Origin of the sequence: Candidatus Propionivibrio aalborgensis (assembly GCF_900089945.1) — a bacterium.
GTDB lineage: Bacteria > Pseudomonadota > Gammaproteobacteria > Burkholderiales > Rhodocyclaceae > Propionivibrio > Propionivibrio aalborgensis.
On the sequence record NZ_FLQY01000395.1, the window covers coordinates 1 to 25,529 of the forward strand.

The 25,529-nt window shown below is 57.4% G+C and carries 23 protein-coding genes and 1 pseudogene; 10 read left to right on the forward strand and 14 right to left on the reverse strand.

Annotation, left to right across the window (positions count from 1 at the left end; translation table 11 throughout):
* The 3 genes and pseudogenes from PROAA_RS17870 to PROAA_RS17880 form a co-directional block, all read right to left on the reverse strand.
* On the reverse strand, positions 1–938 hold a 938-nt coding region (locus PROAA_RS17870; RefSeq protein WP_186412647.1), incomplete at its 3' end, for a TRAP transporter large permease.
* A 15-nt stretch (positions 939–953) separates the two neighbouring features.
* Entirely contained in the window at positions 954–1,475 is a 522-nt protein-coding gene (locus PROAA_RS17875) for a TRAP transporter small permease (protein WP_222102354.1), read from the reverse strand.
* Between the two features lie 13 nt (positions 1,476–1,488).
* Positions 1,489–2,466: pseudogene (locus PROAA_RS17880) on the reverse strand (TRAP transporter substrate-binding protein).
* A gap of 121 nt (positions 2,467–2,587) precedes the next feature.
* Between PROAA_RS17880 and PROAA_RS17885 the strand changes: the two are divergent.
* The 6 genes from PROAA_RS17885 (at position 2,588) to PROAA_RS17910 (ending at position 6,802) form a co-directional block, all read left to right on the forward strand.
* Positions 2,588–3,148 carry a winged helix DNA-binding protein gene (locus tag PROAA_RS17885; protein WP_186412648.1) on the forward strand — a complete coding sequence of 187 codons (561 nt, stop codon included), beginning with the start codon at positions 2,588–2,590 and terminating at the stop codon, positions 3,146–3,148.
* A gap of 92 nt (positions 3,149–3,240) precedes the next feature.
* On the forward strand, positions 3,241–4,254 hold the full coding sequence (gene ubiU, locus PROAA_RS17890; RefSeq protein ID WP_186412649.1) for a ubiquinone anaerobic biosynthesis protein UbiU: 1,014 nt from the start codon (positions 3,241–3,243) through the stop codon (positions 4,252–4,254).
* Between the two features lie 87 nt (positions 4,255–4,341).
* On the forward strand, positions 4,342–5,250 hold the full coding sequence (locus PROAA_RS17895) for a U32 family peptidase (RefSeq protein ID WP_186412650.1): 909 nt from the start codon (positions 4,342–4,344) through the stop codon (positions 5,248–5,250).
* 41 nt (positions 5,251–5,291) lie between these two features.
* On the forward strand, positions 5,292–5,774 hold the full coding sequence (gene ubiT, locus PROAA_RS17900) for a ubiquinone anaerobic biosynthesis accessory factor UbiT (protein ID WP_186412651.1): 483 nt from the start codon (positions 5,292–5,294) through the stop codon (positions 5,772–5,774).
* Between the two features lie 50 nt (positions 5,775–5,824).
* Positions 5,825–6,277, forward strand: a complete 453-nt coding sequence (locus tag PROAA_RS17905; RefSeq protein ID WP_186412652.1) for a DUF3465 domain-containing protein — start codon at positions 5,825–5,827, stop codon at positions 6,275–6,277.
* 108 nt (positions 6,278–6,385) lie between these two features.
* Entirely contained in the window at positions 6,386–6,802 is a 417-nt protein-coding gene (locus tag PROAA_RS17910) for a hypothetical protein (RefSeq protein ID WP_186412653.1), read from the forward strand.
* 39 nt (positions 6,803–6,841) lie between these two features.
* On the opposite strand, the gene PROAA_RS17915 is transcribed toward PROAA_RS17910, so the two are convergent.
* Together PROAA_RS17915 and pmbA are read right to left on the reverse strand one after the other, a co-directional pair.
* On the reverse strand, positions 6,842–7,462 hold the full coding sequence (locus PROAA_RS17915; RefSeq protein WP_186412654.1) for a histidine phosphatase family protein: 621 nt from the start codon (positions 7,460–7,462) through the stop codon (positions 6,842–6,844).
* Positions 7,463–7,564: 102 nt separating this feature from the next.
* Positions 7,565–8,938: a metalloprotease PmbA gene (gene pmbA, locus PROAA_RS17920; RefSeq protein WP_186412655.1), complete on the reverse strand. Its 1,374-nt coding sequence runs from the start codon at positions 8,936–8,938 to the stop codon at positions 7,565–7,567.
* A gap of 150 nt (positions 8,939–9,088) precedes the next feature.
* Between pmbA and yjgA the strand changes: the two genes are divergently transcribed.
* On the forward strand, positions 9,089–9,643 hold the full coding sequence (gene yjgA / locus PROAA_RS17925; RefSeq protein WP_186412656.1) for a ribosome biogenesis factor YjgA: 555 nt from the start codon (positions 9,089–9,091) through the stop codon (positions 9,641–9,643).
* 32 nt (positions 9,644–9,675) lie between these two features.
* Here yjgA and PROAA_RS17930 read toward each other — a convergent pair whose 3' ends face one another.
* On the reverse strand, positions 9,676–11,202 hold the full coding sequence (locus tag PROAA_RS17930) for a hypothetical protein (protein ID WP_245664341.1): 1,527 nt from the start codon (positions 11,200–11,202) through the stop codon (positions 9,676–9,678).
* A 206-nt stretch (positions 11,203–11,408) separates the two neighbouring features.
* Here PROAA_RS17930 and PROAA_RS17935 point away from each other — a divergent pair, with 206 nt between their 5' ends.
* Entirely contained in the window at positions 11,409–12,230 is an 822-nt protein-coding gene (locus PROAA_RS17935) for a thymidylate synthase (protein ID WP_186412657.1), read from the forward strand.
* A 6-nt stretch (positions 12,231–12,236) separates the two neighbouring features.
* Positions 12,237–12,722 (forward strand): dihydrofolate reductase, encoded by a 486-nt coding sequence (locus PROAA_RS17940; protein ID WP_186412658.1) that lies wholly within the window; start codon positions 12,237–12,239, stop codon positions 12,720–12,722.
* Here PROAA_RS17940 and PROAA_RS17945 read toward each other — a convergent pair.
* The 8 genes from PROAA_RS17945 to apbC form a co-directional block, all read right to left on the reverse strand.
* Complete coding sequence (locus PROAA_RS17945) at positions 12,719–13,594, reverse strand: dTDP-4-dehydrorhamnose reductase family protein (protein WP_245664342.1); 876 nt, start codon at positions 13,592–13,594, stop codon at positions 12,719–12,721. The two genes, PROAA_RS17940 and PROAA_RS17945, sit on opposite strands and share 4 nt — an antisense overlap.
* A gap of 5 nt (positions 13,595–13,599) precedes the next feature.
* A complete protein-coding gene (locus tag PROAA_RS17950) occupies positions 13,600–15,639 on the reverse strand; it encodes an O-linked N-acetylglucosamine transferase, SPINDLY family protein (RefSeq protein ID WP_222102356.1) in 2,040 nt (679 codons plus the stop codon).
* Between the two features lie 156 nt (positions 15,640–15,795).
* Positions 15,796–17,133, reverse strand: a complete 1,338-nt coding sequence (locus PROAA_RS17955; RefSeq protein ID WP_186412660.1) for a FecR family protein — start codon at positions 17,131–17,133, stop codon at positions 15,796–15,798.
* 25 nt (positions 17,134–17,158) lie between these two features.
* Complete coding sequence (locus PROAA_RS17960) at positions 17,159–18,448, reverse strand: surface lipoprotein assembly modifier (protein WP_186412661.1); 1,290 nt, start codon at positions 18,446–18,448, stop codon at positions 17,159–17,161.
* 67 nt (positions 18,449–18,515) lie between these two features.
* Positions 18,516–19,244, reverse strand: a complete 729-nt coding sequence (locus PROAA_RS17965; RefSeq protein WP_186412662.1) for a FecR family protein — start codon at positions 19,242–19,244, stop codon at positions 18,516–18,518.
* A gap of 153 nt (positions 19,245–19,397) precedes the next feature.
* Positions 19,398–21,635, reverse strand: a complete 2,238-nt coding sequence (locus tag PROAA_RS17970) for an arginine/lysine/ornithine decarboxylase (RefSeq protein WP_186412663.1) — start codon at positions 21,633–21,635, stop codon at positions 19,398–19,400.
* A 70-nt stretch (positions 21,636–21,705) separates the two neighbouring features.
* Positions 21,706–22,272 (reverse strand): dCTP deaminase, encoded by a 567-nt coding sequence (gene dcd / locus PROAA_RS17975; protein ID WP_186412664.1) that lies wholly within the window; start codon positions 22,270–22,272, stop codon positions 21,706–21,708.
* A gap of 119 nt (positions 22,273–22,391) precedes the next feature.
* A complete protein-coding gene (apbC, locus tag PROAA_RS17980; RefSeq protein ID WP_186412665.1) occupies positions 22,392–23,483 on the reverse strand; it encodes an iron-sulfur cluster carrier protein ApbC in 1,092 nt (363 codons plus the stop codon).
* Between the two features lie 136 nt (positions 23,484–23,619).
* Here apbC and metG point away from each other — a divergent pair.
* A partial coding sequence (metG, locus tag PROAA_RS17985; RefSeq protein WP_186412666.1) for a methionine--tRNA ligase occupies positions 23,620–25,529 on the forward strand: 1,910 nt, incomplete at its 3' end.

A 25,529-nucleotide genomic window follows, 5' to 3' on the forward strand; every position in this document is an offset into this window, starting at 1 on the left:
CTGCCGATCCACTCGGCCAGATGGCGTGGCAACCCCATATAGCCCATCGATAGCGTCAGGAACGCGCTTCCCGCGAGGATGAGCGCGATCATGCAATATAGCCGGGTCGCGCCAAGCAGACTATCGCGAAAAGTAGCCCACGAAAGCGAACCCTGGGTGGCTGCCAGTACCAGACTGCCGACTACACCCAGCGCGGCGGCCTCGGTGGCTGTGGCGACACCGGTGTATATGGACCCCAGGATCAGGCCGATCAACAGCAGCACGGGTATCAAATGACGCGAGGCAAAGAGCTTCTGGCCGACGCTGGTTTTTTCAGTCGCCTCCGGGATGGCGCCGGGATGAAGCAGCGCCCAGACGACGATCCAGCCCATGAACAGGCTGGCCAGAAGGATCCCCGGCAGCACGCCGGCGATGAACAGCTTGGCGATGGAGACTTCGGCGGCCACGCCGTAGACAATCATGATGATCGACGGCGGGATCAGCAGGCCCAGCGTGCCGGCACCGGCCAGAGTGCCGATCGTGATGTCCTCGGGGTATCCGCGTTTCTTGAGTTCCGGCAGAGTGATCTTGCCGATCGTGGCGCAGGTTGCCGCAGAGGAGCCGGAGACGGCGGCAAAGATGGTGCAGCCGATGACGTTGACATGCAGCAGGCGGCCTGGCAGTTTTTCGAGCCACGGCGAAAGTCCCTTGAACATGTCGGACGAAAGGCGCGTGCGAAACAGCACTTCGCCCATCCAGAGAAACATCGGCAGTGCGGTCAGCGTCCAGGATGACGAAGCGCCCCAGATCGTGACGGCCATGGCGTCGCCAGCGGCACGAGCCGTGAACAGTTCCATCCCCAGCCAGCCGACGCCGAGCAGCGCCAGCCCGATCCAGATTCCACTGCCGAGCAATGCGAAGAGGGCGAGAATAAGTCCGAAAGTGATTGCCAGATCCATTGCTTTGTCTCCAGACTACTCGCTGCGTGCGGCTTCGTCGGCAGCAGTGCGGACGCGGAGTTTCCCACCTCGCAGCGTGGCGATCAATTCTTCAGCGACGGCCACGGTGAATATCACGCTGCCGATAGCCATGCCCAATTGCGGAATCCATAGCGGAGTTGCATCCGTTCCTTGCGAGATGTCATTGAATTGCAGGGACTGCCAAACCAGACGTACGGAAAACCAGGCCAGCACAGCAGCACAGAGTAATCCGGCTACGTGACTCCAGAGTTCCAGAATGTGTCGGCCGCCACGGCCGGCATGATCGAGCAGCAGAGTCACGCGGATGTGTTCGCCGCGTTTGAACGTATGTGCCAAAGCCAGAAATGCCGCCGCCGCCATGCTGTAGCCGGCGTAGGCATCGGTTCCCCGCACATGGAAATTCAGCAGACGACCGCCGATCGAAAGCAGGATCATGACCAATGTGCCGATCATGAACAGCGCTGCCATCCAGGCTGCAGCGCCATAAACCCGGTCGAGCGCTCGCCGAACTGTCACGAGAGCCTCGCGCTCACTTCTTGTAGGCGTCGACGATGGACTGCCCTTCAGCACCGGCGGTTTTCAGCCATTCCGCGATCATCGTGTCGCCGACTTTTTTCAGGTCGGTGTTCAGTGCCGCGGACGGCGGTGTAACGCTCATGCCGTTCTTGGCCATTTGTTCCAAATAGAACTTGGTTTTATCCTCGCTGGTCTTCCAGCCGCGCGACTCGGCATCCGCGGCGGCCTTCAGAACAGCCGCCTGAGTCGCCTTGTCGAGAGCATCGAAAGCTTTCTGAGAAACCAGTACGGCGTTTTTTGGCAGCTAGGCCTGGGCATCATAGAAATACTTGATCTGTTCCCACACCTTGCTGTCGTAGCCTGTCGCGCCCGAAGTCATGAAAGCGGCCACGGCCCCGGTGGCCAGCGCCTGCGAGAGCTCCGCGGCCTGGATGGTCACTGGCTGTGCTCCGACCAGCTCGGCGATGCGCGAGGTTTGCGGGCTGTAGGCGCGCCACTTGACACCCTTCAGATCGGCCGCGCTGTTGATTGGGTTTGCCGAAAATATGCCCTGAGGTGGCCAGGGTACGGCGAACAGCATCTTCAGGCCCTGTTTCGCCAGCATCGCATCCAATGCCGGCTTCTGCGTTACGGCGAGCTTCTTCGCTTCGGGGTAAGAGGTGGCCAGAAATGGAACGTTGTCGAGACCGAACAACGGATTCTCGTTGGCATAGCCACCCAGTATGATTTCACCGATCTGCGCTTGGCCGCCCTGTAACGCGCGCTTGATTTCATTGGCTTTGAAAAGCGAGCCCCCGGCGTGAACGGTGATTTTCAGCTTGCCGGCGGTTGCTTTATCGACCTCGCCAGCGAATTGCATGATGTTTTCAGTGTGAAAGTTGGCTGCTGGATAAGGGGTAGGCATGTCCCACGTGGTTTGAGCCGAAACGGTTGGGGCTGCAAAGCCGATAGCGGCGGCTGCGATGAGCGTGCAAAGGCGTGTATTCATCATCGGACTCCTTGTTAAATTAAGGATCAAAGGGATTTTGCAGTTACGACGTTAATAATATATATACACTTTGTCAATATAATGATGAAATAGCGCAATCGTATTTCACTTGGAAGTTGCTGCCATGGAAAACAGTCAGTCGGAAAACAAATTGGTCGCGCGTTCGACGATCACAAAACCCGAGGTCAGTCGTATCGTCTCCGCCGAACATCTGGTTTCGGAGAAGTGCCCCGAGCTTTCCGAACTTGAATTCGGGCTCATTATTGCCAGCCATGCCTTCGGACGCTGGATGACGCGTTGCATGGCCGGCGCCGGAGTAAAGGACATGACCGAAACGGAAATACTCGTCGTCCATCACGTCAATCATCGTGACCGCGAGAAGAAACTGGCTGACATCTGTTTCGTGCTGAATATCGAAGACACCCATGTCGTTTCCTACGCGCTGAAAAAGCTCGCCAATCTGGGCTTGGTTTTGAGCAACCGACGCGGCAAGGAAGTGTTCTGGTCGACCACCGAAGCGGGGCAGGCCCTCTGCGAACGCTATCGTCAGGTACGCGAAGCCTGCCTGATGCCGGGCTTCACCGGTGCGCAGGACGAGAACCAGCGCATCGGCGATCTGGCACGCTTTCTGCGCACCTTGTCAGGTCGCTACGATCAGGGTGCGCGGGCGGCCTCTTCGATTTGAGGAATAGCCCGCAAGGGCCCGGAAATTGATCAAAGTCATGCGCTTTGAACGCGCGCTGGGTATACTTGCGGCTTCGCTTTCAGAGAATTCTCATGCGGCACGAGAAAATGCCCGAACTCGTTTGCCCGGCCGGTAGCCTCCCGGCGCTCAAGGCCGCGGTCGACAACGGTGCCGACACCGTCTATTTCGGCTACAAGAATGACACCAATGCGCGCAATTTCGCCGGCCTGAATTTTGACCACAAGGCGATGCTCGAGGGGATTCGTTACGCCCACTCGCGTGGCAAGCATGTGCTGATGGCGATCAATACCTTTCCTCAACCGGGTCGCGAGTCGGACTGGCAGGATGCCGTGGACGGCGCAGCCGATCTGGGCGTCGATGCGGTCATTCTGGCCGATATCGGGCTGCTCGATTACGCCAGAACGCGTCACCCTGATCTGCGTCTTCATCTCTCGGTGCAGGGCTCCGCAACCAGCTACGAAGCGGTGAATTTCGCGCATCGCGAGTTTGGCGTGCGGCGTGCCGTGCTGCCACGCGTGTTGACACTGGCCCAGGTCGAACAGGTGATTCGGAACACGCCGGTCGAGATCGAAATCTTCGGCTTCGGCAGCCTGTGCGTGATGAACGAGGGACGTTGCTGGCTATCGTCCTATGCCACGGGCGAATCGCCGAACACTGTCGGTGCCTGCTCGCCGGCCAAGTATGTGAAATGGGAGAGGTCGCCGGGACAGATGTCCACGCGGCTCAACGGTATTCTCATCGACCGGTGCGCCGACAACGAACCCGCTGGCTACCCGACCTTGTGCAAGGGACGCTTCGAGGTCAACGGCGAAACCTATTACGCGCTGGAAGAGCCGACCAGTTTGAACGTTCTGGAGATCCTGCCGGAGATTGTGAGAATCGGAGTTTCGGCGATCAAGGTCGAAGGGCGGCAGCGCAGCCCGACCTATGTCGCCCAGGTAACGCGCACCTTGCGCGCCGCGCTCGACGAACTGGGTCAGGATTTCGAGCGCTTCGCGGTCAAGCCGGCCTGGCAGGCCGCGCTCGGCAAGGTCTCGGAAGGTGTGCAGGCGACGCTGGGAGCCTATAACCGGCCGTGGCGATAGCGTATGAAGCGTCCTCGACACTGAGGGCACAGGAACACGGAGAGAATGGGTCGCCCTGATTTCTCCGTGTCGAAAGAGGTATTTCCCATGAAGCTCGCTTTAGGCCCCTTGCTCTACTTCTGGCCCAAACATGAAGTGCTTGAGTTTTACGCCGAGATGTCGCAGATCGACGCCATCGACATCATCTATGTCGGCGAGGTGGTTTGCTCGCGCCGTCAGCAACTGCGCACCAGCGATTGGGTCGGTCTGGCGCGCGACCTGGCCGACGCAGGCAAAGAGGTCGTCATCTCCGCACAAGCGTTGCTCGAATCGGAAAGCGACCTCAAGGCGCTTCGCCGCCTGATGAATGAACTGACGGAAATGCGCGGCTGCAAGGTGGAGGCCAACGATCTGGGCGCGGTGAATCTTGCTGCCGGACGCCCATTCGTCGCCGGGCCGCACCTCAACATCTATAACGAAGCGACGCTGGCGACCTTCGCCCGTTACGGCATGAAACGCTGGGTGCCGCCACTGGAAGCGGATCGACAGTTGATTGAAACCCTCCACGAGAGCCGCCCGGCAGGTGTCGAGACCGAGGTCTTCGTCTTCGGGAAACTGCCACTTGCCTTCTCGGCACGCTGCTTCACCGCCCGTCATTTCGATCTGAGCAAGGACGACTGCCAGTTCAAATGCCTAGATCACCCCGAAGGCATGACGCTCAGGACGCGGGAAGGGCAGGCTTTCCTGACCATCAACGGGATCCAGACGATGTCGGCGCAGACTTACAATCTGCTCGCAGAGGTCCCGGAAATGCTGAAGCTGGGAATCGACATTCTGCGCATCAGCCCGCAGCAGAAGCACATGCCTGCCATCGTCGCCGCATTCGACGCGGCGAGGCGCGGTGAAGCCGTATCGCCCGATATGACCGGATGGGCGGGCGAAGACATGGTCGACGGCTATTGGTTCGGTGATCCCGGCATTGCCTCGCATCATCAGACGGCGCTGGCGCAACAATAGACGGCACGACCGTGACTGAATTCCCCTCAAGGAGCTTGAACATGTCCGAAAGCATTCGCAAACCGTTCAGCATTCCCCGCTTCAAACTCCCGCCGGTGTTTGCGCGAGTCGGCAGCAAGCTGCCGCAGTGGCCGCATGCCGTCGCGTTGACCACCGGGCTGAACGCCGTGGTCAAAATGAAGCTTATTCCAGATGACAGCCTTGATCTGCTCGAAGGGCGCAGCTTCCTGGTCGATGTGCTCGATAGCGGCGGACGCGCCTGTTTCACCTGTCGTGGCGGGCTGTTTCGTCCGTTGTTCACGATGCCGGAGATACCCGATCTGGCGTTTCGCGCCAATTTGTCGGCCTTTCTGCAACTCCTGGCCCGGCAGGAAGATCCGGACACGCTGTTCTTCAACCGCGAGTTGTCAATCGAGGGGGATACCGAACTCGGTCTCGTGGTGAAGAACATGCTCGACGCCATTGAGTGGCCGACTCTGCCCAGGCTGCCGGGTTTGTCGACTCTCCTGTCTTTGCGAAACTGACTTGTTATTTCCCGACAACGATTGAGGGGATTGAGTAGGCAGGCACGCGAATGAGACGTCTCTTGCTCGCCGCAGCAGTCTTGTTTGCCGGATATGCCTACTTTGATGACCCGCATAGTGCGGCACGGGATCTTGTTTCGAACCCGGCATCAAGCCCGAGAGCCGACAAGTCCGATGCCATACTTGAGAATGCCTTTGCCAGGCACGAAAGTAACGTACAGGTTTCCGGGCGAGGGGTCGTCGTCAAGTTGCTGCCGGATGACAACAGCGGCAGCAAGCATCAAAAATTCATTGTCAAACTGTTATCCGGCCAAACAGTTTTGATTGCTCACAATATCGACATTGCCCCGCGCGTTATCGGGCTTGGGGTAGGCGATTCAATTCAATTCAACGGCGAGTACGAGTGGAATGCGCGAGGCGGCGTCGTGCACTGGACGCATAGGGACCCAAGTGGATTGCATCCGCCCGGATGGCTAAACCATCGCGGTAAGACATACCAGTAAAGCCGTCCAATCCGGTCCACGAGTTCGCCGCCTGGAGCCTTGAATCTAAGTGATAATGACGCACGGCGCGATGGGTGGCGCGTGTATTCATATCCAGAGGAGTTTTTCATGAAAATGATGATCAGGGCGTTCGCCATTCTTGCCTGGCTGGTACTAGGCAGCTCCGTCAGCTACGCACAGACCCTTACGGCTGGGCAGGCGCAGAAATCTGCGCAGGCCGATGCCTTCCTGGACTACGAAAAAGCGCTGATCACAGGGGGGCTCGATGCGGCAACTCCGTACATGACGCCCGAGAAACTGGCGGAGCTGAACGGCATGCGGAAGAGCTTCGGTGAGGACGGGTTCAAGCAGTTTCTCGACCGGATGCGTGGCGGGGCGCGTGACATGGCCCGGCGCAAGCAGATCGAGAAGGTCGAGGTGAAAGGCGATTATGCGGTACTGGAGGCGCGCGACGGTCCGCATTCCGTTACTGTCCAGTACCTAGCCAAGACCAAAGACGGCTGGAAGGTCGACATCCGGCGCTGAAGCCTTACCGCTGTATGCAAGGGCCAGGTATGGCAACAACTATTCGAGGTGTTCCGTATCGCCCCAGTGCTCGATCGACCACTGCTCACCATCGATGCTCACCCAGTTGATCCCGGTATTCGGGATGGGGTAAGTGCGTGGCGTTTCGGGCGGCAATCCATGCACGCGGCGGTAGATGACATCAAGCACGCCACCGTGGGTAACGACCACGATGGTTTGCCCGGGATGGGCGCTTACCAGTCCGCCGACGCAGTCCAGAATGCGCGTTTGGTGCTGCCGGATGCTCTCGCCGCCTTTCGGGGTGACATAGTCCGGATCACGATGCTCGATCGCCCGGGCATCTTCTCCATACTTTGCAGCGATTTCATCAAAGGTCATCCCCTCACAGCGACCGAAGTGCCGCTCACGAAGCGCCGGCAGCAAGATGATTGGCAGATGCAAGGCGTCCGAAACGGCCTGTGCTGTTTGCCGGGCACGCAATAGATCGCTGCTGTACAGGGCCGAGGCCTGCAAACTGGCAAAATAACGCCCAGCGGCGACAGCTTGAGCTGCTCCATTGGCATTGAGTGCGAGGTCGATATGCCCCTGCATTCGCTGCTCTATATTCCAGTCTGTCTCGCCGTGGCGGACGAAGCAGATTCGTGTCAATTCCTTGTTCATAAATCCAGATGGTTCATCAAAACAGTTTGCATTAACGAGGGAAGCAGTCAAAGTCTTCTCCATGAAGCAGGCGCTGCAAGGCATTAGGGAACGTGCATCGGATCAAATTCCAGCGACCTTCATATTTTCGATAAGGATCGACCCGACCTGCTTGGAGCCGCGCACCAGTACGTCGTTGCCGACCGCGGCCACATTGCGGAACATGTCGCGCAGATTGCCGGCAATGGTCACTTCTTCGACCGCATGCCCGATCTCGCCGCCTTCGACCCAGTAACCTGCCGCCCCGCGCGAATAATCGCCGTTCACGTAATTGACTCCCTGCCCGAGCAGTTCGGTGACCAACAGGCCACGTCCCATCTTCTTGAGCAGGCCGCGGAAGTCGAGTTTGCCCGGATGCACAATCAAGTTGTGGCAGCCTCCCGCGTTGCCAGTCGTCTGTAGGCCCAGTTTGCGCGCTGTGTAGGCACTCAGGAAGTAGCCCTGCAGAACGCCGTCGACAATAACTTCGCGGTCGTGCGTGCGAACCCCGTCGCTGTCGAACGCACTGCTCGCAAGACCGCCGCGCAGATGCGGACGTTCACTGATCTGAATCTTCCTTGAAAAAACCTGCTTGCCAAGGCTATCAACGAGGAAGGAGGTCTTGCGATACAGGTTGCCGCCGCTGATGGCATGAACAAAACTTCCAAACAACGATGCCGCAAGCGGTGCCTCAAACAGCACCGGCACCTTGCAGGTTTTGATCTTTCGCGCATCAAGCCGTGCCAACGCCCGCCGTGCGGCGTAATCACCAATCGCTTCCGGGGAGGCAATGTGCTGCGCATCGCGAGACGTCGAATACCAGTCGTCGCGCTGCATGTTCTCTTCCTGGCCGGCAATGATCGAGCACGAAAGATAGTGCCGCGAGGTCGGGTAGCCGCCCATGAAACCGAGGCTGTTGGCCGAGATAAACTGTCCTTCCTGAATCGAAACCGTTGCACCTTCCGAGTTGCTCACCTGTGGGCTGACAGCAAAGGCCGCCTGTTCGCAGCGACGCGCAAGATCGATGGCCGCATCGACCGTCAGTAGCCACGGATGGTAAAGATCAAGGTCGGCAGAGCCTTCCAGGCGCGTGGCAAGAAGCGCTGCATCCGGCAATCCGGCGCAGGGGTCGGCAGCGGTAAAGCGGGCGATGTTGAGCGCCGCCTCTACGGTTTCGCGCAATGCCGACGGTGAAAAGTCAGATGTGCTGGCATGTCCTTTATTCTGTCCGAGGTAGATCGTGACGCCGATTCCCTTATCGCGGTTGTACTCGATGGTCTCAACCTCGTCGCAACGAACGGTCACGGATTGCCCAAAGCCTTCCGAAACGTCGACCTCGCAATCGCTGGCGCCCAGCTCTTTGGCATGCGAGAGAACATCTTGTGCCAATTCCTGCAGGGTCTCCAGCGGGTGACTGAATCGCGATTGCGGCGTTGCGGAAAATGAGCTTGGCGACATGGGGTGGGGATGCTCGCGACAAAAGCCGCTATCATAGCAGTTCCCAGACGGGCATCGGTTCCTGCAGCCTGATGTCCTGACGCTCTGCGGTCGGTCGGGACTTCAGAATTCGTCTGACCAAGCGAAACAAAATAGGTAGGTGCGCTTTCCTTGAATATCCACGAAGAAGAACAGGTGCCGATCTCAAAAACCCGGCGCAAGCGAGCGATGGAGGAATTGCAAACGCTTGGGGAAGAATTGGTCGCACTTTCGAGTGATCGTGTCCGGAATATCGATCTTCCGGAGGATTTGCGCGTGGCTGTTAGTGATGCTCAACGCATGACGCGACACGACGAAGCCCGGCGTCGGCAGATGCAGTTCATCGGCAAACTGATGCGAAACGTCGATGTGGAATCGGTTCGTGGCGCGCTGGCTCTGGTTCGCGGCGAATCGGCAAGTGCCGCGGCAAAACTGCATCGCATCGAAAGGCTGCGCACGTCGTTGCTGGCCGACGAAAAAGTATCGTACGAAATTGCCTTGCACTTTCCGTCAGTTGATATGCAGCGACTGCGCTCCTTGCGCCGGGCAGCAATCAAAGAGCAGGAGCAGGGCAAACCGCCGCGAAGCTACCGCGCGATATTCCAGCTACTCAAGGAACTGGAGAACGAAACGCAGGACCAGACGACCGAGGCTGCAGAGCTGAAACACGACGATAACGGCGATTGAATGGAAGCAGGCGGGTCAGCGGCGCAATCAGCTCAATCCGCTACATGCTCGCGGTAATGGCCTATCTCGAAACTGCTTCCGGTTTCTTCAAGCTCAATCGGCGCCAGCAGGTAGCTGCGGTTGTCATGAACAAACTCCAGGCTTGTGCGCACATCGAAACTGCCGGGCGGCAACACCACTCTGGCCTCTCCTGGAGAATTGTTCTCACGTAGCCAGATTCCGGGAATCGCTCCGGTTGCCGAAAAACCTGCTGTTCGTGGTCGCAGCTCAATGCTTGCCGCATGCTTTGACAGCGACTGAATGCCGACGCTGGCATGCTTTTCAGAATCCTTGTTGTATCGCCTGACGACCCCCAGTACCCAGTTTTCACCGCCTTCGGGATGCATGCAGATCAAGGCGCCGATCCTGAGCCATTCACCGCCAAGGTCGTCGACACTGGCGCCAAAGCCGCCGAGGCTGACATTTTCAACCACCCAGCTCTCGGCGGTACGCTCTTTGCCCAGGCGCGCGACGTTACCGGCGAACGCGGTGAAACAGTCATCAAACCCCTGCAGCACGGCAATACGTGTCTTGACCGCATGGCGGGGGTGCTCGCGTTGCGGGGGCTCCGGAGCCCAATACAAGGCCAGATGGCGGAGTACCGGCAGCAACATCGTGGCCGGGTATTCTCCCCCCAGATTCAGATCGGCAGGTACGTCACCGCGCTCGACGATACGCGTCAACTCGTTCAAAGCCTGCGGTACGTTCCCCGGAGAGAAAAAGCGCAGGGTTTGTGTTAGCTGGTCCGGCTGACGCGCAAGCCGCGTCGGTGGCAAACCACTCGCGGCGTCCACCCAATAAACGCTGTCCGGCAGACAGTTCTTTGAAAACACAAAGTGCGGTTGGAAATGGGCGATCAGCCTGTCCGCCAGATCGATTTCGATGGGCATCAGGCTACCCATTGAAGATGAATCAAAAATCAGCGCCTGCAAGTACTGCTGAGCCACACTGGTCAGGCCCGCTTGACCCGGATATATTTGTACGGGCTGGGTGGCATAGCCTGCCACTTCGGCCGCCAGATAAGGTTGGCCCAGACCGCGCCACAAGTCCTCGCCAATCGGCCCGTAACGATACTCAACCCATTTCAACTGGGCAGCACGCGCCGCCAGCAAGCGAGTGGCGGCGAGCGGCAACGATGACTTGAGCGTTTCACTGCCCTTTTCTTTGGGATTGCTCTTTGCGCGCTCAATACATCTGGCATAGAGACTGGATACTTCGCCCCAGTAGTTGTAACAGATGCTCCACAACCGGCGCTCTTCATTCTTCGATAGGCGCGGAGAGTGCAGGTAGTCGCGTGAGAGGCGACGAAGATGCGACTGCACTGCTTCGTCAAGCTGCCGGACTACATCATACAGATGGTCTACCCGGAACCCATCCGCCTGCTGCAATGATTCGAACCAACCATAGACCTCATCGACTGCCTTGAACGAATTATCCGGCGGCAATTCAACGATAGCCCGCTTGAGCTCCTTGGGATCACCCAGAGGATGATCCGGGCGCGACGAAAAAAGATTCAGCATCACGGCGACCAGTCCTTAATCCCAGACAGCGGGAAATATGAATACCGGTTCGATGATATAGGATGACTGCCAATGGCTGCAAGTCAGAGCCTGCCGGAGACCCGTTCAGTGGTGCAGTCAATCGGGAACGCCACCCATTCTTGAGAAAACGGGCATACCATTTGTCGATCCATTACAATCCGAGGGTCAAAATCCCTTTGAAAAGTATGAAGCCGTATCTCGACCTGATGCGCCATGTCCTCGAACAGGGCACCCCCAAGGCAGACCGGACCGGTACCGGCACCCACTCCGTATTTGGCTGGCAAATGCGTTTCGATCTCAGTGCCGGATTTCCGATGCTGACTACCAAGAAGCTGCACCTGCGTTCGATCATCCATGAGTTGCTGTGGTTTCTTCAGGGTTCTACCAACATCCGCTACCTGAAGGAGAACGGCGTTCGCATCTGGGACGAATGGGCCGATGAGAATGGCGATCTCGGCCCGGTCTACGGCCACCAATGGCGCCATTGGAAAACCGATGACGGGCGTGAGATAGACCAGATCGCCCAGCTCGTTGAGGGCTTGAAGACGAATCCGGATTCACGCCGCCATCTGGTGACCGCATGGAATCCCGGCGATGTCGAGCGAATGGCTCTACCGCCCTGTCATGCCATTTTCCAGCTCTATGTTGCTCCTGCCGCGCCTAGGGACGACGATCAACGGCAGAAACTCTCCTGCCAGCTTTATCAGCGCAGTGCCGACATATTTCTCGGCGTTCCCTTCAACATAGCTTCTTATGCCCTGCTCACACTGATGTTGGCGCAGGTGTGCAACTATCGTCCTGGGGAGTTCGTCCATACGTTCGGTGATGCCCATCTCTACAGCAATCATTTCGATCAGGCCCGGTTGCAGTTGTCCCGAGACATCCGGCCGCTACCGACCATGCGGTTGAATCCTCAAATAAAAGACATCTTTGACTTCCGCATCGAAGACTTCTCGCTCGATGGTTACGATCCGCACCCGCACATCGCCGCACCGGTAGCCGTCTAACAACAAATGCTCTCGATCATCGCGGCCGTCGCCAGGAACGGTGTTATCGGAAAAGACAATCAACTCCTCTGGCACCTGCCGGAAGACATGAGGCACTTCCGCGAAACGACGAGAGGCAAACCGGTCATCATGGGGCGCAAGACTTGGGAGTCACTGCCCGAAGCTTTTCGCCCGCTACCCGGAAGAAACAACATCGTGGTCAGCCGCAATCCGGCATATCAGCCTGCACGCGCTATGCTGGCCAGCACCCTGAATGACGCAATCCTTAAGGCGGGGGATGCCGAAGAGGTATTTGTCATTGGCGGGGCTGAACTGTATCGGCTGGCCCTGCCGATTGCTGACCGCCTGTATCTGACCGAAATCGACCAGGACTTTGAGGGCGATGTCCATTTTCCGGATATAGAAGAGGGCAACTGGGAGGAAGCCTCTCGGGAGAGCCAGAACAGTACCTCCGGGATTCGGTATTCGTTCGTGCGGTATCGACGCCGCTAGCAACTCGGTGCGTTCGGTGCCCAGCGATCGCGGATATCCTCGGCCAGTTCATCAAGCATTAGGTTCCACGATGGCGGAACGTAGCCGGTACGCCTCGAAAACGCCGAACCATCGAGACTTCTGTCGCACACAAAACCGTCGTCCGGGACGACGCTCACACCGCGCTCGCCAAGGCGTGCATTGAGTGCTGTCAGAAGATCGAATTTCGATATTGGTGGTGTGGCGACGTGCCACAGCCCCGCAAGTGATTCCTCGCGACGAATCAACATGCTTACCAAACGCCCGACCTCAATTGCGGTAAGGCCTGACCATATCGCCTTGCGATAACCTGGCACCTCTCCACGTTGTGCCAGGAACCACTCGATGAGGCTCCGTTTGCATGCAAGTTCGAGTCCGATGAATGATGTGCGCAAGACAAGGACATGCTCGCCAGCGGGCTCACCCAGAGCTTTGCAGCGACCGTGCCAGTCGTCGCAATCGGGCTGATCCGTTTCCTTGTACATTCCCTTCCTGCCCGAGTAAACGCAGTCAGTCGAGAAGTGCAAGAGTTTCGCATGATGCTCGGAACAAAGTTCTGCCATGACATGAGGGAACACGGTATTGGCTTCAAGACTTGCTACGCGATCATTCGCCAGATCACGTTTTACAAGGCCCACGGCGTTGACCACCCAATCCGGGCGGAAGCCCTCAAGGACATCAACGACTCGTGGTGTATCACCAGCAGCAACTTCAAATTCCACTCGTACGTCAGCAAACAGTCGCTCCGGATAGCGCGCAGCCGAGCCATGAAGCGTTACGCACAAGTCGTGTGATTCCTTCAAGGCTTGGTAGAGATGGCGTCCGAGCATTCCGTCTCCACCGAATAGGAGCACGCGGCTCAAGATCGAGCCTCGAACGACGTTGGCGGCACACCGGCACAATGCATCTGCCAGACATGCTTTAACGCCTCCTCGTAGCTCTGAATCCACCGATCCGGAGCAAAGAATGGCGCCGAAGCGCGCGCATTCGATAGCTCTCGACGGATGCCATGCAAGCGACCTGTATCCGTCAGCAAGGCCAAACCGAGAGCTTCATACTCTTCGAGGTTTCTGGTTATCAGGCTCTCCAGATTTGCAGTCGACAGTATGCTGGCCGCCATGCGTTGGGCCAGGGTTTTCCCCATGCAGGTCAAAACCGGTACGCCTGCGACGAATGCATCGGCAGTGGTGGTTCCCCCGTTGCACTGCGGCGTGTCCAGCATCAGGTCGACAAGTTGCAGCCGTGACAAATGCTCGTCGTGTGGCAAGTGGGGAGCAAAAATCAACCGTTCTGAATCAATACCTCGGGCATTCGCCTCAGCACGCAAATTTACTTTCGCTTCAGGTTTTGTCTCAAGCAGCCACAGCACGGCATCCGGGCGCAAGACCAAGAATCGCATCCAGACAGAAAAGACATGCGGATCAATCTTGTAGGAATTGTGGAATGCTCCCAGAACAATCCCTGCTTCTGGGAGACCTGATGGTCGTCGTTCCGGAGCTGATGCCAGAGGAGTGTTCGCCGCATAACTACACAGAAACAGGCCTTGCGGAATTCTGATCAGAGCCTCACTGAAGTCTGCGGACGCCTCATCGGGTATCGAGATTCGATCTCCGATGAAATAGTCGATCCACGGCGCGCCCGTAGTCGTCACGTAGGCGAGCCACGATATTTGTATCGGGGCTGGTCGACGCGCCAGTATCGCGGGGCGCGACCGGTCAGAATAGCCAACCAGGTCAATCAGGATATCAACTGAATCGCCCGCGATCAGCCGCGCGGCTCCGCAGTCATCCAGCGCATCGAGATCGACAAATCGGTCGCAATCATCGACGATTTCCTGGCGCAACTTGCTCCCGTCGTTCCCTCCAAGCGCATAGACAATGACCTCGAAGTTCTGTCGGGAATGACCGGCAAACAGCGCCTTGGCCAGCATTGCTGTCGGATGATTTCTGAAATCCGGCGATATGTAAGCAACCGTGAGGCGTTTTTGCGGAGACGATTCCGATGCGCCGAGTGATCGCGATGAAGTGCCATCATTTTCATTCGCCACGCCAGAGGCAATCTGCCGAGCAAGCCTTAACTGCAGATCTGCATCAAGGCCCATGGTCATGGCGCGAAAGCCCAGTGCCCGTTCAGTCAGCGGGTATACAGCCGATTCCTGGATTAGCTCGGAAAATCTCGAAATGAAGTATTCTCGCTCCGACCAGTCGCAGCGCTCGATCTGGTCATATTGTTTGAGCAGAAAAAGTGCACGCGCGTCCAGATGCGCTGCACCGCACCGCGTATCGCCCTTTTCATTTCCAAAAATCGCCTGCCGATAACGCTTCAGTTGCGTTTGATCGAGCTTTGCGGCTTGATCAAGCAACTGCTGCGCTTCGGTAAATCGCTCGCATTGAGCAAGAGCAAAACCCGCATGCAACAAACCTTTCGCATTGCCTGGATTCAGGCTGACCGCGCGCCCCAGGACCTTTGCCGCCTCGGGAAACTGTTTTGCGGCGAGCAGCGACTCGCCGAGATTAAATTGTGCGTCGTAGGAAAAAGGAATCTTCGCAGCCAGGGTGCGGTTGTTCTCGACCGCCTCTTCAGGACGACCCAAGTTCAAGAGCAGAGCGCCGCGGTTCTTTCGTGCGTCATCGAAATCCGGGGAAATGAGTAAGGCGCGATCGTAGCTTTCGAGTGCCACTTCCAGAGCGCCGTCAGCCTCAAGCGCTACTCCCAGACTGAACCACGACTGCCGATCCGAAGGATTGATCGCCACTGCCTGACGACAGGCCGCAACTGCATCAGCAAATTTCCCCAAAGCGATACATACATCGGCCAGAGCGATGCGGGCTTGCATGTGATTTGAATCCAGCGAGGAGGCCTTGGAAAAGGCGTGTTCTGCCGCCCCCAAGTCCAGCATGCGGTGCGCTGTTGCGCCTGACAGAAACCAGCCTGCGGAAGAATTTGGGTGTTGCTCCAGGAAAGCATCGAAGCAATGACGCGCTAAACTGTATTGCTCCGCTATTAATGCGGTCCGCCCACGCTCGAATAGGGTCTCATCCGCCACATGCGCTATCTACTGTTTAAGGGCTGCTGCGCCAACAACCGTGTAAGTTCCGTCGTCCAGCTTGTATGTAATTCCAGCTCGTTCAGCCGAAGAACCGAAGAACATGCCAGCGACCGATCCCGTGGCCGAACAGGCACCAATCAAACCGGTCAGGCTTGTGGTATTCAGTTTGTTGCTCGTGAGGCTACCGGCCCCGCTTGCTGAAAATGTGGTGGCGACACCGCTGATCGTTCCGCCCAAGTTCACCGAATACGTGAGCGCTCCAAAATCAACGGACATGCTGGCTGAACTCAGTGTTCCCGGCGTCAACGAGCCCCCGGTTTCTGTGGGGCTTGTTCCTCCCAGCAAGGAGTACGTGCCAGTGCCGGATGTCGGCATGATCGCCGTCGGCACACCCCACAGTAGATGTACGCCCTGATTCGCACTTAGCGTCACCGACACATTGTCAACTGTTGAAGTTCCGCTGGCCCAGCGCCCCCATTTGAGAATCGTGTCACTCGTACCCGAATCAGCCACTGAAGCGGTGCCTATGCTCGAAGAAAAGCTGCCTGAGGTATAGCCAATCAGGTTGCCGCTGGCGTCAAGCGAGACCGTTGAATCGCCATGGAATACGCCGCCCGTATTGACGATATGCCCAGTGGTAAATGATGCCCCAACAGCCGGCAGGCCAGCGCTATTGACCTGATCTCCGCTGACAAATTCGCGCTGATCGTCATTTGAAGGTGGAAGTGCGGCAGGCGGCAGTCGAGGGCGTGAGCTTTCACGACGTGGCGGACTGCCTTTCTCCGCAACGCCGGCCTCGCCACTGGCCAACAAAATGCAGCCAGTATTGTTGCAAACCTCGACCAGCCCTTCCCCTGTGGCGACCGCCAGGGTTTCTCCAGAGGGACTCAGACCAGCCGTATACTCCGTGCCACGAATACCGATCGTTGCCACGCTGGTGCTGACTTTGTAGCTTTCGCGGCTGGAGCGACCAATCCATCCCGTAATTGTGCGCAAGCCGCCCTTGAGCAGACTGAAGAACCCCTTTTCTTTCCCGTCGGCTTTGCCGCTATATTGATAGTCGTCGATACGGAATTCGGTCTGGGGCTGTAGCGAGACCATGGCGCCATCAGAAAAGCGGATTTGGGCACGACCGCCCTCACCAGTGCGGATGGTGTCGCCATTGCCGATGTCGGCCCCTCGGGTCAATGGCCTTTGCACTCCGGCGGCATTGATCCCGACGACGCTTCCGGTTGAGAAATTCACGTTTGCGGCACTGGCCGCGTAGGAAACAACCGGAAATGCAGCAGCCATAGCCACCAGCAGAGCCGGATTGCGCAAACGGAAAACCTGTTGTGTGGACATGATCGTTTCCCTCGCTGCCAGGCCGTCAGAATTCACGACGAACGATCACCGCCGCAGTCTCGCGGTGATACTTGTTGAGTTCAATGTTGGAATCATCAAACGTCCAGGTAAGTCTTGGCGTGACCGTCCAGTATCTTGCCGGCGTGTAGGTGGATCCAATGACCAGATCGTACTGGGTGTCCTTGCGTGTAGCCAGGTACGCGGGATCCTCGGCGCTGTAGTGGCGATACTCAATCGACCCGCCGGCAAAGAGAATTGTCTTTGCATTGTAGTTCAACTGGCCGCCTGCTCGAACGCCCACACCGTTAAATCCCAACCAGGGAACATCTCCATCGTGCGTGGTCTCATTCACCCCGTACAGGCTGGCAAAGGCAACTTCACCGCCACGGTAAGCATGCGCAAAAGCGCCGCCGGCGACCCAACGATCCGCATTGCGGATGGACTGCGTCTGATAGCGCAAATCGGCGTATTGTACGAACGCACTGAGCTGATTACGCGCATCCATATTGTGCTGCCACTGCCCGGACAAACCCGATGCCGTCCGGTAACGATCCCCGGAAAGGTTGTACTGGTTGAACTGAGCATTGAGCGAGAAAACATTCTTGTCCCGAGTGACAACCAACCCTGCATAGGCATCGCCACTGACGTTATTGAACTGGCTTGCGCCAAAATTGTTGCGTATGACTCCGGTCAGTCCTGCCACGGCGACCACCTCATTGCTGATTGGCGAACTCACGTTCAGGCCGCCGCCAACAGTGCCAAACCAGGCATCGATAGCCCTGCTGTCAGAGTCCAGGATAATCGTGCCCCCATAACCCGGCAAGGCCACCGAACTCTTGCTTGTGGCGGCATTGACGTTGGTGTCGTAGCCCAACGAGGCTTCCACAAATCCACGCAATGTTGTGCGAGTCGCGGCATTCACCCGATCAACCGCGTCCATGTAGCGATCAATGGTCGCGGAGACCTCAGGCGGCACACCCTGATTCTGCACGGATTCAAATTCCTGCTTGGCGGTATCGGTCTCTCCGAGCGCCAGATAGGCGCGGGCAATCTCGGCGCGAGCCCGAGCATTTTCCGGATGTAAGGCCAACACCCGCTCCAAGGCGAATACACCCCGTGTGTTCTGCCCGGCATCAATGGCGGCAATTCCGAACAATAAATCGAAGCTCGCATCGCCCGCTCGCTGGGCCTCCTGCGGCTCAAGCAGGCTGTAAGCTTCCTTGGCTTTACCCTGGTCCAGCAAAGCCTGTGCCTGATCCGTAAGGCTATCCGCCCGTGTCGTTTGAGACAGTGCCGACAGAAGTAAGACAGTCATGGCGTTGCAAAATAGCGCTTTTAGCATTGCCACTCCCCCGAACTTCGCATTGAAAAAATACATATTGTTACGGCCTGGTCATCGGTATGGAATAACTCGGGCCGGGCATCGAAGGCACTGTGCTCGGTGCCTGTACCGGTGGCGTGACAGCGGGCAGTACTTCTATGGGCTTGGGCGGCGGCAGAGCAGGCGTAGCGGGTACATTCAACGCGCCGCCAGTGCCTCGCTCCTCATTTCGCGGTTTGCTCTTTCGGTCAGTCACGTGCACCGTCTCACCCGGTGCCACTTGCGAACACCCGGCATCAGTGCACACTTCGACCAGACCACCAAAAGTGCTCACCGTCAAACCCGACTCGCTCAACTGCGCGCTGTAGTCGGTGCCGCGAATGCCGATGGTCGCAACCACAGCATCAACCTTGTACTGCTCACGCCGGAGTTTGCCGATCAGGCCTGTAATCGTGCGAAACCCACCCTTGAGCAGCGAGAAAAAGCTGCGATCATCGGAACTGGCTTTGCCGCTCTTCTCGACCAGGCGGAATTCATCAATTCTGAAGCGTGTGTCGGGCTGGAGCGACATGTTCGCGCCGTCACTGAAGCGCAATTGCACACGCCCATCGGCTGTCTCGACCGTTTCTCCGACTTCAACTTCGGCGCCGCGCACTGCTGCTCGGTGCCGCCCATCCTTCCCGACAATCTGAGCGTTCCCGCTGGCAAAGATCACAGACGCCGCTCCTTGTGCGAAGCAGACGCTGGCAATCAAGGACAACAAGAACACAATAAAAAATCTGGCTTTCATGATGCTGGATTCCAACCTCGACTCGCCATTAATAATGCGAATGAATTCATTGCCATACAAACGTTTCATGAAGTTAAATGACAACGTCGGCTCAGTCAACAAAAAACGGCGTCACAGGTCATTGTTTGGTTTCGCGTGAAAAAAAACAACAGGTCAGCGAACGCAATCCACGTAGTAGCATGGCCTGTTGTCGACCATTTCTTTGACCAGTCCGTGGATATCGGTCTCGAACCCCGGGAAACGCTCGTTGAAATCACGCGCGAATTTCAGGTAGCGTACGATCGTCGCATTGAAGCGTTCACCGGGGATCAACAGCGGAATGCCGGGTGGATACGGCGTCAGCAGGATGCTGGTGATGCGCCCTTCAAGGTCGTCGATCGGCACCCGGTCAATCTCGCGATGGGCCATCTTGGCGAAGGCATCCGTTGGCTTCATTGACGGTTCCATGTTGGAGAGGTACATCTCGGTCGTCAGGCGTGCGACATCGTTGGTCGCGTAGATTCCGTGAATTTCCTTGCACAGATCCTTGAGACCAATGCGCTCATAGCGCGGAAGTTTGGCGACGAATTCGGGCAGCACTTTCCATAGCGGCTGGTTCTTGTCGTAATCATCCTTGAACTGCTGCAATTCCGTCACCATAGTGTTCCATCGGCCCTTGGTGATGCCGATGGTGAACATGATGAAAAACGAATAGAGCCCGCACTTTTCGACGATAACCCCGTGTTCGGCCAGATACTTGGTAACAATCGCCGCCGGAATGCCCCAATCGGCAAAATCGCCATCCACGTCGAGCCCCGGAGTGATCACGGTGGCCTTGATCGGGTCGAGCATGTTGAAGCCTTCGGCAAGCATGCCGAAACCATGCCAGCGTTCGCCCGGCTTGAGCATCCAGGCCTCGCGTTCTTCGATGCCTTCTTCCGAAAGATCATCCGGCCCCCACACCTTGAACCACCAGTCAGCGCCCCAGTCCAAGCCCACCTTGCGCATGGCGCGGCGGAAATCGAGCGCTTCAGCGATGGATTCCTCGACCAGTGCCGTTCCGGCCGGTGCTTCCATCATCGCCGCCGCTACATCGCATGAAGCGATGATGGCGTATTGAGGCGAGGTCGAGGTATGCATCAAATAGGCCTCGTTGAACACGTTGCGGTCAAGTTCTCGACCTTCCGAGTTCTGCACCAGAATCTGCGAAGCCTGTGACAAACCAGCCAGCAACTTGTGCGTCGACTGAGTCGAAAAGATCATTGACTCCTTGCAGCGTGGCCGGTCGGCGCCAATGGCGTGGTAGTCGCCGTAAAAGTCGTGGAAAGCGGCATGCGGCAACCACGCCTCGTCGAAATGCAGCGTATCGATCTTTCCGTCGAGCATGTCCTTGATTTCCTCGACGTTGTAAAGAATGCCGTCGTAGGTGCTTTGGGTGATCGTCAGGACGCGCGGTTTGGTTTTCACATCACGCGCAAAGGGATGGGCCTCGATCTTCCTCTGAATGTTCTCCCAGCGAAACTCTTCTTTCGGAATAGGGCCAATGATCCCGTAATGGTTGCGTGTCGGCATCAGAAACACAGGCACGGCACCGGTCATGATGATCGAGTGAAGTACCGACTTGTGGCAGTTGCGGTCGACGACGACAATATCGCCCGGCGCCACGGTCGAGTGCCAGACGATCTTGTTCGAGGTCGAAGTGCCGTTGGTCACGAAATACAGATGGTCGGCGTTGAAGATACGCGCCGCGTTGCGCTCCGAAGCCGCCACCGGACCCGTGTGATCGAGCAATTGACCTAGCTCCTCAACAGCGTTGCAGACGTCTGCGCGCAGCATGTTCTCGCCGAAAAACTGGTGGAACATCTGTCCTACGGGGCTTTTCAGAAATGCGACACCGCCCGAGTGTCCTGGGCAATGCCATGAATACGAACCGTCGGCAGCGTAGTGTGTCAGCGCGCGGAAGAAGGGCGGCGGCACGCTCTTCAGGTAGGTCTTGGCCTCACGCACGACATAACGGCCGATAAACTCGGGCGTGTCCTCGAACATGTGAATGAAGCCATGCAGCTCACGCAACACATCATTCGGGATGTGGCGGGAAGTGCGTGTTTCGCCGTAAAGAAAGATCGGAATGCCTTCGTTGTGGCAGCGGATTTCCTTTACGAAAGCACGCAACTCCGTGATGGTTTCTTCGGCTTCATCGCCCTTGAACTCCTCGTCGTCTATCGACAGGATAAACGCCGAGGCGCGACTTTGCTGCTGGGCAAACGAGGTCAGGTCGCCGTAGCTGGTTACGCCGAGAACTTCCATCCCTTCTTCCTCGATGGCTTGTGCCAGGGCGCGAATACCCAATCCGCTGGCATTTTCCGAGCGGAAATCCTCGTCGATGATGATGACCGGAAAATGAAAACGCATGGTATGAATCCCTGAGGAGTTGAGGGTCAGGAGAGAGGAGTGGATCGCCAGGAGCTCTCCTCGCGAGTCACTACATCTTGGGCAGCGTTACCCCGATCTGCCCCTGGTACTTCCCGCCGCGATCCTTGTATGAGGTTTCGCACTCTTCGTCGGCTTCAAAAAACAGGACTTGTGCGATACCTTCATTGGCGTAAATCTTGGCCGGTAGCGGCGTGGTATTCGAGAATTCGAGCGTCACGTAGCCTTCCCATTCGGGCTCAAAAGGGGTGACGTTAACGATAATGCCACACCGTGCGTAGGTGCTCTTGCCCAGACAGACGGTGAGTACGCTGCGCGGGATGCGGAAGTATTCGACCGTGCGCGCCAGAGCAAACGAGTTCGGCGGGATGATGCAAAAATCGTTGTGCACTTCGACGAAAGAATTCGGGTCGAAATTCTTGGGATCGACGATAGTCGAATTGATGTTGGTGAACAGTTTGAATTCGTTCGAGCAGCGAATGTCGTAGCCGTAGCTCGACGTGCCGTAGGAAACGATCTTCCGGCCTTCAATCTCGCGAACCTGGCCCGATTCGAACGGCTCGATCATGCCGTGTTGCTCCGCCATGCGGCGGATCCACTTGTCGGATTTGATGGACATCTGCGATCACCCGGAAACCGTTATGCGAAGGCGGGTATTTTACGGTTTCCGCAGATTTCAGGGAAATTGCTTTGCGGCTCCAATGAATCCGGAGTCCGGGTGTTTCGCAGAATGTCTCGTCACGTATTCTGTACCACGATATTCGGGAACTTGCCGCTCATGTCCTTGGCGCGTTCCGCCACCCTGACGGCAACGCGGCGGGCAATCTCCCGATAAATCTCTGCTGCTCTGGAATCCGGGGCGCCAACCACCGTCGGTCGGCCGGCATCGGCCATTTCGCGAATCGATAGCTCAAGTGGTAGCGAGCCAAGCAATTCGACGTCGTAATCCTTGCACATCTTCTCGCCGCCGCCAGTGCCGAAGATATGCTCCTCGTTGCCGCATTTCGAGCAGATATGGATGCTCATGTTTTCAACCAGACCAAGGATCGGGATGCCGACCTTGTCGAACATCTTCAGCCCCTTGCGCGCGTCGATCAAGGCGATATCCTGCGGTGTGGTGACAATCACGGCACCAGTTACCGGAACCTTTTGCGCCAGCGTCAGTTGCGTGTCGCCGGTGCCTGGCGGCATGTCGACGACAAGATAGTCCACGTCGCGCCAACTGGTCTGATTGAGCAGTTGCTCCAGCGCCTGTGTGACCATCGGCCCGCGCCAGACCATCGGCGAATCAACGTCGATCATGAAGCCGATCGACATCGTTTGCAGTCCGTAGGCCTGTAGCGGGTCCATCGACGTTCCATCCTCCGATTCCGGCTGACGACCGGCCAGGCCAAGCATCTGCGGTATGGACGGGCCATATATGTCGGCGTCAAGCAGCCCCACCGTTGCCCCTTCCTGCGCCAGCGCCAAGGCCAGATTGACCGCCGTCGTGCTTTTGCCGACCCCGCCCTTGCCAGAGGCTACAGCGATGATGTTCTTTACGCCCTTAAGCGGTTTCAGATTGCGCTGCACGGCGTGCGCAACGATCTTGAAGCTCACATTGGCAACGACGTTGGCGACGCCTGGAATGGCCGAAATTGCCGCAATCACCGTATCCCGAATGCTTTCAAGCTGAGTTTTCGCGGGGTAGCCAAGGTCGATATCCACTGACACCTTGTCACCATCGACCTTGATGTTTTTTGCCGAGCGGGTCGAAACGAAGTCCTTCTTCGTATTGGGATCAATCAGACTATTCAAAACTGCCTGCACGGCTTCAATCGTTACTGCCATTCTGCACTCCTTGTCAATATACCCGAGTAATTTTGTACAGTTTAACCGAAAACGGGAGGGACTGCACTTTGCTAGAATGCCCGCTTGGCCGCAAACGGCTCAACCAATGAATTGCCTGAACCCCTGATCGCAACCCATGACTCGCAGAATACTCGTCACCTCCGCACTGCCCTACGCCAATGGCGCAATCCACCTAGGTCACCTCGTCGAGTACATCCAGACCGATATCTGGGTTCGCTTCCAGAAAATGCAGCCCAAGGACAAGGTCAAAGAGTGCTGGTACGTCTGCGCCGATGATACCCACGGCACGCCGATCATGCTGCGCGCCGAACAGGACGGCATCACGCCGGAAGCGTTGATCGAACGCGTCCACGGCGAGCATTCGCGTGACTTCGCCGGTTTCCACGTCGCATTCGACAATTTTTACACGACGCATTCCGAAGAAACGCACGATTGCGCAAACGAGATCTATTTCCGCCTGAAGACGGCTGGTCTGATCGAGAAACGCACAATCGAGCAGTACTATGACCCGGTCAAGCAGATGTTCCTGCCGGATCGCTTCATCAAGGGTGAATGCCCGAAATGCGGCGCCAAGGACCAGTATGGCGACAACTGCGAAAGTTGTGGCGCGGCCTACACGCCCAATGACCTGATAAATCCCTACTCGGCGATTTCCGGCGCCAAGCCCGAACTGCGCAATTCGGACCATTACTTTTTCAAACTCTCCGACCCGCGTTGCCAGGGCTTTCTGCGCCGCTGGACGCGCGAAGCCGGCCGACTGCAGCCGGAAGCCGCCAACAAGATGCAGGAATGGCTCGGATTCGACGAAGGCGAGGGCGGCGCAAACAAGCTCACCGACTGGGATATTTCGCGCGACGCACCCTACTTTGGTTTCGAAATCCCCGATGCGCCCGGCAAGTATTTCTACGTCTGGCTTGATGCACCGATTGGCTACATGGGTTCGTTCAAAAACCTCTGCAGTCGCCTGGGAGTCAGTTTTGACGACTACTGGAAAGCGGGTTCGCCGACCGAGCTCTATCACTTTATCGGCAAGGACATCCTGTATTTCCATGCGCTGTTCTGGCCAGCCGAACTTGAACACGCGGGCTACCGTACACCGACGGGAATCTTCGCACACGGCTTTTTGACCGTCGATGGCGCCAAGATGTCCAAGTCGCGCGGCACCTTCATCACCGCCGAGAGTTACCTGCAGCAGGGCCTTAATCCCGAATGGCTACGGTATTACTACGCCGCCAAGCTGAACGGCACGATGGAGGACATCGACCTCAACCTTGAGGATTTCACCGCACGCGTCAATTCGGACCTGATCGGCAAATACGTCAATATCGCCAGCCGTTGCGCCGGCTTCATCGGCAAAAAGTTCGATGGAATGCTCGCAGCGACCGACGCACCTTGGCTGAAGCCGTTGCGAGAAGTCGCGACGAGTATTGCCGACGCCTACGAGGCGCGCGACTATGGCCGCGCGCTGCGCGAGATCATGGCGCTGGCGGACGCGGCCAATGTTTTCGTCAATGACCGAAAACCCTGGGAACTGGCAAAACAGGACGGCAGGGAAGCTGAACTGCACGCTACCTGCTCGGAAGCAATCGAAGCCTTCCGCCTGCTTACCCTTTATCTCAAGCCGGTATTGCCCAAAGTTGCCGAAGCTGTTGAAATCTTCCTCGGCATTGACCCGCTGACCTGGAGCGCCGCCGCGGTACCGCTGCCGGCTGGTCACGCGATCAACGCCTACAGCCACCTGATGACACGCATCGACCCAAAACAGATTGCAGCGCTGGTCGAAGCCAGCAAGGAATCGCTGCCATCGGCTACGGACGTCACGCCGCAAAAGACTCCAGCCAAACCCGCGAAGGAAGTAGCCGTGTCAACAACAGCCGGCGAACCGGGCGATGCATGTATCAGCATCGACGACTTCATGAAGGTCGACTTGCGTATTGCGCGAGTCGTCGATGCCGGCCATGTCGAGGGAGCGGAGAAACTGATCCGGCTTTCCCTTGATATCGGGGAAGACAAGCCCAGACAGGT

What these genes read in the sequence shown, in the direction of transcription:
- PROAA_RS17885 (WP_186412648.1), top strand. Translation starts at nt 2,588, where the DNA reads ATGGAAAACAGTCAGTCGGAAAACAAATTGGTCGCGCGTTCGACGATC.
- ubiU (WP_186412649.1), top strand. Translation starts at nt 3,241, where the DNA reads ATGCGGCACGAGAAAATGCCCGAACTCGTTTGCCCGGCCGGTAGCCTC.
- PROAA_RS17895 (WP_186412650.1), top strand. Translation starts at nt 4,342, where the DNA reads ATGAAGCTCGCTTTAGGCCCCTTGCTCTACTTCTGGCCCAAACATGAA.
- ubiT (WP_186412651.1), top strand. Translation starts at nt 5,292, where the DNA reads ATGTCCGAAAGCATTCGCAAACCGTTCAGCATTCCCCGCTTCAAACTC.
- PROAA_RS17905 (WP_186412652.1), top strand. Translation starts at nt 5,825, where the DNA reads ATGAGACGTCTCTTGCTCGCCGCAGCAGTCTTGTTTGCCGGATATGCC.
- PROAA_RS17910 (WP_186412653.1), top strand. Translation starts at nt 6,386, where the DNA reads ATGAAAATGATGATCAGGGCGTTCGCCATTCTTGCCTGGCTGGTACTA.
- PROAA_RS17915 (WP_186412654.1), bottom strand. Translation starts at nt 7,462, where the DNA reads ATGAACAAGGAATTGACACGAATCTGCTTCGTCCGCCACGGCGAGACA.
- pmbA (WP_186412655.1), bottom strand. Translation starts at nt 8,938, where the DNA reads ATGTCGCCAAGCTCATTTTCCGCAACGCCGCAATCGCGATTCAGTCAC.
- PROAA_RS17930 (WP_245664341.1), bottom strand. Translation starts at nt 11,202, where the DNA reads ATGCTGAATCTTTTTTCGTCGCGCCCGGATCATCCTCTGGGTGATCCC.
- PROAA_RS17935 (WP_186412657.1), top strand. Translation starts at nt 11,409, where the DNA reads ATGAAGCCGTATCTCGACCTGATGCGCCATGTCCTCGAACAGGGCACC.
- PROAA_RS17940 (WP_186412658.1), top strand. Translation starts at nt 12,237, where the DNA reads ATGCTCTCGATCATCGCGGCCGTCGCCAGGAACGGTGTTATCGGAAAA.
- PROAA_RS17950 (WP_222102356.1), bottom strand. Translation starts at nt 15,639, where the DNA reads ATGCTGGACTTGGGGGCGGCAGAACACGCCTTTTCCAAGGCCTCCTCG.
- PROAA_RS17955 (WP_186412660.1), bottom strand. Translation starts at nt 17,133, where the DNA reads ATGTCCACACAACAGGTTTTCCGTTTGCGCAATCCGGCTCTGCTGGTG.
- PROAA_RS17960 (WP_186412661.1), bottom strand. Translation starts at nt 18,448, where the DNA reads ATGACTGTCTTACTTCTGTCGGCACTGTCTCAAACGACACGGGCGGAT.
- PROAA_RS17965 (WP_186412662.1), bottom strand. Translation starts at nt 19,244, where the DNA reads ATGAAAGCCAGATTTTTTATTGTGTTCTTGTTGTCCTTGATTGCCAGC.
- PROAA_RS17970 (WP_186412663.1), bottom strand. Translation starts at nt 21,635, where the DNA reads ATGCGTTTTCATTTTCCGGTCATCATCATCGACGAGGATTTCCGCTCG.
- dcd (WP_186412664.1), bottom strand. Translation starts at nt 22,272, where the DNA reads ATGTCCATCAAATCCGACAAGTGGATCCGCCGCATGGCGGAGCAACAC.
- apbC (WP_186412665.1), bottom strand. Translation starts at nt 23,483, where the DNA reads ATGGCAGTAACGATTGAAGCCGTGCAGGCAGTTTTGAATAGTCTGATT.